This window comes from Leucobacter chromiiresistens, assembly GCF_001477055.1.
Lineage (GTDB): Bacteria > Actinomycetota > Actinomycetes > Actinomycetales > Microbacteriaceae > Leucobacter > Leucobacter chromiiresistens_A.
On sequence record NZ_LDRK01000007.1, the window covers coordinates 1 to 8,363 of the forward strand.

At 72.1% G+C, this 8,363-nt stretch carries 9 protein-coding genes; 6 read left to right on the top strand and 3 right to left on the bottom strand.

Annotation, left to right across the window (positions count from 1 at the left end):
* Both NS354_RS00975 and NS354_RS00980 read right to left on the bottom strand, forming a co-directional pair.
* A partial coding sequence (locus NS354_RS00975) for a response regulator (protein WP_058592762.1) occupies window positions 1–559 on the bottom strand: 559 nt, incomplete at its 3' end.
* Window positions 560–585: 26 nt separating this feature from the next.
* Window positions 586–1,878: a sensor histidine kinase gene (locus NS354_RS00980; RefSeq protein WP_058592769.1), complete on the bottom strand. Its 1,293-nt coding sequence runs from the start codon at window positions 1,876–1,878 to the stop codon at window positions 586–588.
* A 149-nt stretch (window positions 1,879–2,027) separates the two neighbouring features.
* On the opposite strand from NS354_RS00980, the gene NS354_RS00985 reads away from it, so the two are divergent.
* The 6 genes from NS354_RS00985 (at window position 2,028) to NS354_RS01010 (ending at window position 6,939) form a co-directional block, all read left to right on the top strand.
* Complete coding sequence (locus NS354_RS00985) at window positions 2,028–2,933, top strand: ABC transporter ATP-binding protein (protein ID WP_058592763.1); 906 nt, start codon at window positions 2,028–2,030, stop codon at window positions 2,931–2,933.
* Window positions 2,930–4,069 (top strand): ABC transporter permease, encoded by a 1,140-nt coding sequence (locus tag NS354_RS00990; protein WP_058592764.1) that lies wholly within the window; start codon window positions 2,930–2,932, stop codon window positions 4,067–4,069. Before NS354_RS00985 ends, NS354_RS00990 begins: the two co-directional genes overlap by 4 nt.
* Window positions 4,070–4,222: 153 nt before the next feature.
* Window positions 4,223–4,639 (top strand): cytidine deaminase, encoded by a 417-nt coding sequence (locus NS354_RS00995; protein WP_058592765.1) that lies wholly within the window; start codon window positions 4,223–4,225, stop codon window positions 4,637–4,639.
* Between the two features lie 31 nt (window positions 4,640–4,670).
* Window positions 4,671–6,200 (top strand): DHA2 family efflux MFS transporter permease subunit, encoded by a 1,530-nt coding sequence (locus NS354_RS01000; RefSeq protein ID WP_082677835.1) that lies wholly within the window; start codon window positions 4,671–4,673, stop codon window positions 6,198–6,200.
* Window positions 6,200–6,628 carry a DUF6578 domain-containing protein gene (locus NS354_RS01005; RefSeq protein ID WP_193750678.1) on the top strand — a complete coding sequence of 143 codons (429 nt, stop codon included), beginning with the start codon at window positions 6,200–6,202 and terminating at the stop codon, window positions 6,626–6,628. The genes NS354_RS01000 and NS354_RS01005 overlap by 1 nt, the downstream gene beginning before the upstream one ends.
* Window positions 6,625–6,939, top strand: a complete 315-nt coding sequence (locus tag NS354_RS01010) for an MTH1187 family thiamine-binding protein (RefSeq protein WP_058592767.1) — start codon at window positions 6,625–6,627, stop codon at window positions 6,937–6,939. Before NS354_RS01005 ends, NS354_RS01010 begins: the two co-directional genes overlap by 4 nt.
* Window positions 6,940–6,953: 14 nt before the next feature.
* Here the strand turns inward: NS354_RS01010 and NS354_RS01015 are convergent, their stop codons facing one another.
* The gene (locus tag NS354_RS01015) at window positions 6,954–8,126 is read right to left on the bottom strand and encodes a 4-hydroxybenzoate 3-monooxygenase (protein WP_058592768.1); all 1,173 of its coding nucleotides are present in this window, start codon (window positions 8,124–8,126) and stop codon (window positions 6,954–6,956) included.
* Window positions 8,127–8,363: the final 237 nt, after the last annotated feature.

Below are 8,363 nucleotides of genomic sequence, written 5' to 3' on the forward strand. Positions count from 1 at the left end.
CGACCACGGGGCCCGCGGCCATCGCCGCGTCGGCGGCCGCGGGCACCGTGATCGGCGCCGGATCGCCGGAGCCCTGCGACGCCGCATCGTGCGGGGGCGCGGGGGTGGTGCCCGGCGCGGCCGAGACCCGTTCGATGACGGCGCGGGTCACGTCGGGCCCGAGCAGCGCGTCGCCCGCGGCGAGCGAGCGCACGGCGTCGATGAGCTGCTCGGCGCGGGCGGTCTTGAGCAGGAACCCGCTCACGCCGGCGGCGAGTGCGTCGAAGAGGTACTGCTCGTGCCCGAAGGTGGTGAGCACGAGGATCGCGGGCGCCGGTGCGCCCGCGGCTCCCGGCCCGGCGCCGGCCGAGAGGATGCGGCGCGACGCCTCGATGCCGGTGAGCACGGGCATCTCGACATCCATGCAGATGACGTCGGGGCGGAGTTCGGAGGCGAGCGCGACAGCGACCTGCCCGTTCTCGGCCTCGCCGACGACCTCGATGTCGGGCTCCGACTCGAGGATGATGCGGAAGCCCGAGCGCACCAGCGCTTGGTCGTCGACGAGGAGGACGCGGATCATGGGCACCTTTCGGAGTGGAAGCGGGATCAGCCGAGCGGGACGGCCGTGGGCGAAGCGGAGGTCGCAGGTGCGATGGGCACGGCGGCCCGCACGAGGAAGCCGCCCCGTTCGCGCCGCCCGGCGAACACGGTGCCGCCGACGGCCCCGATCCGTTCGCGCATGCCGCGGAGGCCGAGGCCCGAGCCCCGCGAGCGCTGGCTCAGCTCCTGCCGCACGCCGTCGTCGGATATCTCGACCTCGACCGACTCCTCGCCGAAGCGGAGCCGCACCTCGGCGGCGGCGCCGCGCCCGGCGTGCTTGCGGATGTTCGTCAGCGCCTCCTGCACGACGCGGTAGAGCGCGACGTCGACGAGCATGGGAATCGGTCTCGGCTCGCCGGCGACGATGAGCGTCGCGGGGGTGCCCGAGCTCTGCGCGTCGGCGACGAGCTCGGCGAGGTGGGCCACCCCGATCGTCGTGGGCGCCGTCGCCTCCTTCGCGGGATCGCGCAGCGTGAGCAGGAGCCGCCGCAGCTCGTCGACGGCGGTGCCCGCGCTCTCCTCGACGACGCCGAGTGCGGTTGCCGCGCGCGCGGGGTCGCGCTCCAGGGTGCGCCGCGCCGCCGCGGCCTGGATGCCCATCACGGAGACGTGGTGCGCGACGACATCGTGCAGTTCGCGCGCGATCGAGAGGCGGTCGAGCGCGACGGCCTGCGCGGCGCTCGTCTGCCGCTCGAGCTCGAGCTCGCGCCCCCGCGCTTCGAGCAGCGCCTGGTTGCGGGCCGCGTGCCACGAGCGCTCGCCGAAGAAGTAGGCGCCCCCGAAGTAGAGCAGGTTCGTGATGATCTGGATCACGGCGTAGGTGGCGTACGCGGAGAAGATGCCGGAGCGCGAGACGCCCTCGAACGCCTCGGTGCTCGACGATGCGACGATCAGGCCGATGACGAGCCACACCATCATGGCCGTGCCGATCCCGACCCGCGCCCAGAGGGCCAGGGTGCGCCGTCGCTCCCATGCGCCCACGGTGTAGAGCGCGCAGAAGAGGCTGATGTTGATGATGAGCACCTCGGGCACGCCGAACTGGCCGCAGATGAAGAACCCGGCCGAGACGGCGAGCGCCACGGGCACCGGGGAGCGGCGCCGCAGTGCGAGCGGCAGCGTCGTGAGCCCGAGCCCGACCGCCCACACCCACGGCTCAGCCGCGCCCGGGTACATGCCGGTGCGCGCATAGAGCAGCGCCGTGGTCACCGAGGCGACCGCGAGCACCAGTGCGAGCACGAGGTCGGCCCGCCGCCCGCTCCGGCCCGGGCTCGGCCGGCTCCACTCCGCGTGTTCGTGCATGGAACCAGCGTAGGGCGTGCCGCCGACGTCGCGCCTCCGCCGCCGGGGGGAGGGGCGCTCCGCCGCTCGGAGCGCGAATCCGCCGTGCGGGGGAAGCGGCCAGGTGCGCACCGCGACCATGCTGGAAGCACACGACAGAAGGGATCGAGATGATCGACATCGCAGGCGTCTCCCGCAGCTTCGGCGAGCGGCGCGTGCTCGACGACGTGAGCTTCACCGTCGAGGGCGGTCGCATGACCGGCTTCGTGGGCGGCAACGGCGCGGGCAAGACCACGACCATGCGCATCATCCTCGGGGTGCTCTCCGCCGACGCGGGCACGGTCAGCCTCGACGGCACCGCCATCACCCCCGCCGATCGCGCCCGCTTCGGCTACATGCCCGAGGAGCGCGGCCTCTACCCGAAGATGCAGGTGCTCGAGCAGCTCGTCTACCTCGGGCGCCTCCACGGCATGAGCGCGGCCGCCGCCAAGAAGTCCGCGGCGGACCTGATCGAGCGGCTCGGCCTGGGGGAGCGCGGCGGCGACACGCTCGAGAGCCTCTCGCTCGGCAACCAGCAGCGGGCGCAGATCGCGGCGGCGCTCGTGCACGAGCCCTCGGCGCTGGTGCTCGACGAGCCGTTCTCCGGGCTCGACCCGATGGCGGTCGAGGTCGTGCTCGCGGTGCTCCGCGACTACGCGGCCCAGGGGGCGCCGGTGCTCTTCTCCTCCCATCAGCTCGACATCGTCGAGCGGCTCTGCGACGACGTCGTGGTGATCGGCGGGGGCAGGATCCTCGCCTCCGGCTCGCGCGAGGGCCTCCGCGCCCAGCACTCCGGGAGCAGCTTCGAGCTCGAGCTGGAGGGGCCCGCGGCCGATGCGGGCTGGGTGCGCGAACAGCCCGGCGTCGAGGTCACCCACCTCGACGGCGGCTTCGCCCGCTTCGACGCCCCGGACGCTGCGGCCGCGCAGGCCGTGCTCGCCCGCGCCGTGCAGCAGGCGGCCCCCGGCGCCGCGGTGCGGCGCTTCGCCCCCATCACCCCCTCACTGGCTCAGATCTTCAAGGAGGTCGTGCGATGACCGCTCCACTCACTTCTCAGTCTCCGCGATCCGCGTCGCGCCCCATCACGGGGGTGCAGGGCGCGTGGCTCGTCGCCGAGCGCGAGATCACCACCCGGCTGCGCAGCAAGGCGTTCCTCATCTCGACCGGCATCCTGCTGCTCGTGGTGCTGGGAGGCGTCGTGATCAGCGGGCTGATCTCGCAGGGCGGCGGCCTCGGGAGCCCCACGCAGGTGGCGACCGTCGCCGGGGGGAGCAGCGCCCAGGGCGACGCCCTCGAAGCGGCGGGCTTCGACGTCACCGAGGCCGGCGACCGTGCCGAGGCCGAGCAGCTCGTGCGCGACGGCGACGTCGAGGCGGCGGTCGTGCCGGGCGGCGATACGCCGCTCGATCTCACCGTGATCGCGCTCGACAGCGCCCCGAGCGACCTCGTGCAGGCGCTCTCGGCGGCGCCGTCGGTGGAGCTGCTCGAACCGCTGGGCGCGAACCCGCTGCTCGCGTACATCATCGCCTTCGCGTTCGGCATGATCTTCTACACGACCGCGCTCACCTTCGGCACGACCATCGCGCAGAGCGTGGTCGAGGAGAAGCAGACGCGCATCATCGAGATCCTGCTGGCCACCGTCTCGGCCCGCACCATGCTGGCCGGCAAGATCCTCGGCAACAGCGCCCTCGCCCTCGGCACGGTGGTGGCGATCCTCGCCCTCGCGTCGGTCGGCATGCTCGCGACCGGGCAGGATCTGCTGCTCGGCGAACTCGGCACGTCGATCATCTGGTTCGGCATCCTGTTCGCGTTCGGGTTCGTGCTGCTCGCGGCGATGTACGCGGCCGCTGCCGCGCTGGTGTCGCGGCAGGAGGACATCGGATCGGTGACGAGCCCCGTGATGATGCTCGTGATGATCCCGTTCTTCGCCATCATCTTCTTCAACGACAACCCGCAGGCGCTCGCGATCATGAGCTACATCCCGTTCTCGGCGCCCAACGCGATGCCGATGCGCCTCTACCTGGGCATCGCCGAGTGGTGGGAGCCGATCCTGTCGCTGGGCATCCTGGTCGCCACGATCGCGGTCGTCATCTGGATCGGGTCGCGCATCTACAGCAACTCGATTCTGCGCACGGGCGTACGGGTGAAGCTGCGCGACGCGCTGAAGGACTAGCCGGCGCGGCGGTGCAGGATCGGAGCGCCCGGGGCTCGCGCCCCGGGCGCTCCCGCGCGTGCAGCCGCGCTGGTGCCGCGCTGGTGCCGCGCCGCGGGCTTTCCCGCGTTTCGCGGCCGGCCGCGACCCTGCCGCCCCGGATACGCTGGGGGCATGGCCGCCGACATCGACTGGACCGACATCGACTGGACCGCGCTCACCGACGCCGCGCTCGCCGCAGCCGAGCACGCCTACGCCCCCTACTCCGGCTATGCGGTGGGGTGCGCCGCGCTCGTCGACGACGGCCGGGTGATCACGGGCTGCAACGTCGAGAACGCCAGCTACGGGGTCACCCTGTGCGCCGAGTGCGCGATGATCGGGCAGCTCCACCTCGGCGGGGGCGGGCGCCTGGTCGCGTTCGCCTGCGTGGGCGAGGGCCGGCCGATCACCCCGTGCGGGCGCTGCCGGCAGCTGCTCGCCGAGGCCGCCGCCCCGGGCATGCGGCTGCAGACGCCCACCGGCATCCGCACGATCGACGAGCTGCTGCCCGAGCGTTTCGGGCCCTCCGAGCTGCCCGCCGCCACCCCCTGACCGTGTCGGAGGCCAGGAGTAGTCTTCTCGGGTGACCTCCGAAACCCCCTCCTCCCCGAAGCCCGAGATCCGCCCCTGGCCCGCCCTGTGGTCGCTGGTGCTCGGCTTCTTCATGATCCTCGTCGACACCACGATCGTGTCGGTCGCGAACCCCTCGATCATGGAGGGCCTCGGCACGACGATGGTGGCGACGCTCTGGGCCACGAGCGCGTATCTGCTCGCATACGCCGTGCCGCTGCTCATCACCGGGCGCCTCGGCGACCGCTTCGGCCCGCGCCGCATCTACCTCGTCGGCCTGACCGTGTTCACGCTGTCGTCGCTCGCGTGCGGCATGTCGGGCACCGTCGAAGCGCTCATCGTGGCGCGCGTGTTCCAGGGGCTGGGCGCCGCGCTCATGACGCCGCAGACCATGGCCGTGATCACGCGCATCTTCTCGCCCCGCAACCGCGGCTCGGCGATGGCCGTGTGGGGCATCACGGCGGGCGTCGCGACGCTCGTCGGGCCGATCCTGGGCGGGGTGCTGCTCGACGGCTTCGGCTGGGAGTGGATCTTCTTCATCAACGTGCCCGTCGGCATCATCGGCTTCGTGCTCGCGATGCGGTTCGTGCCCCGTCTCGATACGCACGCGCACCACTTCGACTGGGTCGGCGTGCTGCTGAGCGCCGCGGGCATGTTCATGCTGGTCTTCGGCATCCAGGAGGGCGAGAGCTACGAGTGGGGCGTGATCTGGGGGCCGATCTCGGTGTGGAGCCTCATCATCGCCGGCGCGGTCGTGCTGGCCCTCTTCGTCGTGTGGCAGCGCGTGCAGCGCGGCGAGCCGCTGCTGCCGCTCGAGATCTTCCGGGATCGCAACTTCTCCGTCGGCACGGGCACCATCGTCACGGTGGGCCTCGCCGTCACCAGCATGGGCCTGCCCCTCATGTTCTACTACCAGCTCGTGCGCGGACTCACCCCGACCCAGTCGGCGCTCATGCTCGTGCCGATGGCGCTGCTCTCGGCGGGGCTCGCCCGCCCGGTGGGCCTGCTCATCGACCGCACCGATCCGCGGCGCATCGCGACGTTCGGGCTCACGCTCGTGGCCGCGGGCATGCTGCTCTACTTCTTCCTGCTGCGGCCCGAGACGCCGCTCTGGCTGCTGCTCGTGCCGAGCGCGGTGCTCGGCGTGGCGAACGCCTGCATGTGGGGGCCGCTGGCGTCGATCACCACGTTCAGCCTGGCGCCGCAGCTCGCGGGCGCCGGATCGGGCGTGAACAACACCTCGCGCCAGGTCGGCGCCGTGCTCGGCTCCGCAGCCATCGCAGCCCTCATGCAGTCGCGCATCGCCGCCGAGCTGGGCGGTGCGGGCGGTGGTGCCGGCGCCGCGGGTGCCGCTGGCGGCGAGGCGGGCATGGGCGGCGGTCAGCTGCCGGAGGCGGCGCGCGAGGGCTTCGCCGCCGCGATGGCGCAGTCGATGCTGCTGCCGGTCGCGGCGATCCTGCTCGGCGCGATCGTCTCGCTCTGGTTCGCGCGCCGCCCGCAGAAGTCCTCCACCAACCCCGTCGAGGTGCCGTCGGAGGTGTGATGATGGCAGACGAGTCTTCGGTGGTGCGCGTCTGGCTGGAGCCCTGGCAGTGGGGGTGCTGCGGCGACGAGTTCGGCGTGGGCGACACGGTGTCGTGGCGCCTCGGGCCCGCGGGAGATCGGTACGACGACCAGTTCTCGCTCGGGCTCGATCGGGCCCTGGCTCCCGACTACTTCGAGGACCATCACATCGACCTCCCCGAAGATGCGCCGCTCACCACGGGGGTCGTGCGGCGCATCCGCAGGCTGCTCTGCGCGTACGGTCGGGTCGGCGGCAAGCACTCGTACGAATACGCGCCGGTTGCCGGCACGGTCGAGGTGAGCGACGCTCAACGTTTGGAGCGCGGCGTCGAGTTCCCCGAACCGCTGCAGAGCTTCGGGTATCTCATCGACCTCGAAATCCCCGGACCGAAAGGAACTCCCGCATGATCCTCGCATTCTCCGTCGCACCGTCGGGCACAGGCGACGCCTCGGTATCCGACGCCGTCGCCGAGGCCGTGAAGGTGGTGCGCGCCTCGGGGCTGCCGCACCGCACCTCGTCCATGTTCACCGAGATCGAGGGAGAGTGGGACGAGGTGTTCGACGTCGTGAAGCGCGCGACCGAAGCGGTGCTGCCGTTCGGCTCACGCGTCTCGCTCGTGATGAAGGCCGACATCCGCCCCGGGTTCGCGGGCGAGCTCGACGGCAAGCTGGAGCGGCTGGAGGCGGCGATTGCGGAGTCGGGGGACGAGAACGTCTGAGACCGTCCCGTCGTTCAGCGTTCGAGCGGCCACCCCGTGTACGCCTCGGCCAGGTAGCGCCGGCCCGCCTCCGATTCCGTGACGCTGCGCAGTTCGCCGAGCTGCCGCTGCCGGTCGAACGCGTCGCTCCCGGGCGCCGCGTGGAGCATGCTCGTCATCCACCACGAGAAGTGCTGCGCCTTCCAGATGCGGCGCAGCGCCCGCTCGGCGTAGGCGTCGATGCCGCGCTCGTCGCCCTCGACCAGCAGCCGCCGAAGGGCGTCGCCGAGCAGCAGCACATCGGCGACGGCGAGGTTCATGCCCTTGGCGCCGGTCGGCGGCACCGTGTGCGCCGCGTCCCCCACCAGTGCGGCGCGCCCCCGGCGCAGCTCGCCCGCGACGAAGCTGCGGAAGCGCAGCACGTCGCGCTGGAAGATGGGGCCCTCGGCGAGCCGCGTGCCGGGAACGCGGCGCTGCAGCGTCTCCCAGATCTCCGCCTCGGAGAGCGCGTCGGGGTCGGTATTCGGGTCGCACTGGAAGTACATGCGCTGCACGGTGTCCGATCGCTGGCTGATCAGCGCGAAACCGTCGGCGGAGTTGCTGTAGATCAGCTCGCTCGCACTCGGCGGGGCGTCGCAGAGCACCCCGAACCAGGCGAACGGGTACTCGCGGAACGATCCGGTCTCGCGGCGGCCGGCCACCGCGCGGCGCACGACGCTCCGCGATCCGTCGCCGCCGACGACGAAGTCCGCGCGAATCTCGAAGGGGGCCCCGTTCTCGTCGGCGCCCGTGATGCGCGGCTGCGCCTCGATGTCGTGCACGCCCTCGACGGTGGTGCTGAAGCGCAGGTCCTGGCCCGCGGCGAGACGGGCGGCGATGAGGTCTTTCAGCGCCTCGTGCTGCGGATACAGCCACACCGATCGGTCGACGAGGGCGGGGAAGTCGATGCGGTGCCCCTCGCCGGCGAAGCGCAGCTCGATGCCGTCGTGGCGGTGGCCCACGGTGCGGGCGCGGCTTCCGCCGATCCCGTCGAGCACCTCGACGGTGCCCTGCTCGAGGATGCCGGCCCGGATGGTCGTCTCGATCTCCGCGCGGCTCCGCGCGTCGACCACGATCGACTCGATGCCCGCCTCCGCGAGCAGGTGCGAGAGCAGCAGGCCCGCGGGCCCCGCTCCGACGATGGCCACGCGAGTGCGGTCGACGATCATGTGGTCTCCTGTGACGGTTCGAAAAGCGGGGGTGGCCCCGCGAGCGAGCGAGTGCTCGCGGAGCCTCGTTCAGTGTCGCGGGGGCGCGCCGCCGCGCCCTCGGGGTTTCTCACTGACTGAGAATCGCGGATCCGGCCGGCCGTTCGTGCGCGCCTGCGCCCGCCTGCCCCGTTCTCTTCTAAACATCTTACGCTGCCGACGCACTATCCTGGTTAAATCTAGGTGGTCGCCCGTTCG

Bases quoted from the DNA above. Each gene is read 5' to 3' on its own strand.
- NS354_RS01015 (WP_058592768.1), bottom strand. From the start codon at position 8,126: ATGATCGTCGACCGCACTCGCGTGGCCATCGTCGGAGCGGGGCCCGCG.
- NS354_RS00980 (WP_058592769.1), bottom strand. From the start codon at position 1,878: ATGCACGAACACGCGGAGTGGAGCCGGCCGAGCCCGGGCCGGAGCGGG.
- NS354_RS00990 (WP_058592764.1), top strand. From the start codon at position 2,930: ATGACCGCTCCACTCACTTCTCAGTCTCCGCGATCCGCGTCGCGCCCC.
- NS354_RS01005 (WP_193750678.1), top strand. From the start codon at position 6,200: ATGATGGCAGACGAGTCTTCGGTGGTGCGCGTCTGGCTGGAGCCCTGG.
- NS354_RS00985 (WP_058592763.1), top strand. From the start codon at position 2,028: ATGATCGACATCGCAGGCGTCTCCCGCAGCTTCGGCGAGCGGCGCGTG.
- NS354_RS01010 (WP_058592767.1), top strand. From the start codon at position 6,625: ATGATCCTCGCATTCTCCGTCGCACCGTCGGGCACAGGCGACGCCTCG.
- NS354_RS00995 (WP_058592765.1), top strand. From the start codon at position 4,223: ATGGCCGCCGACATCGACTGGACCGACATCGACTGGACCGCGCTCACC.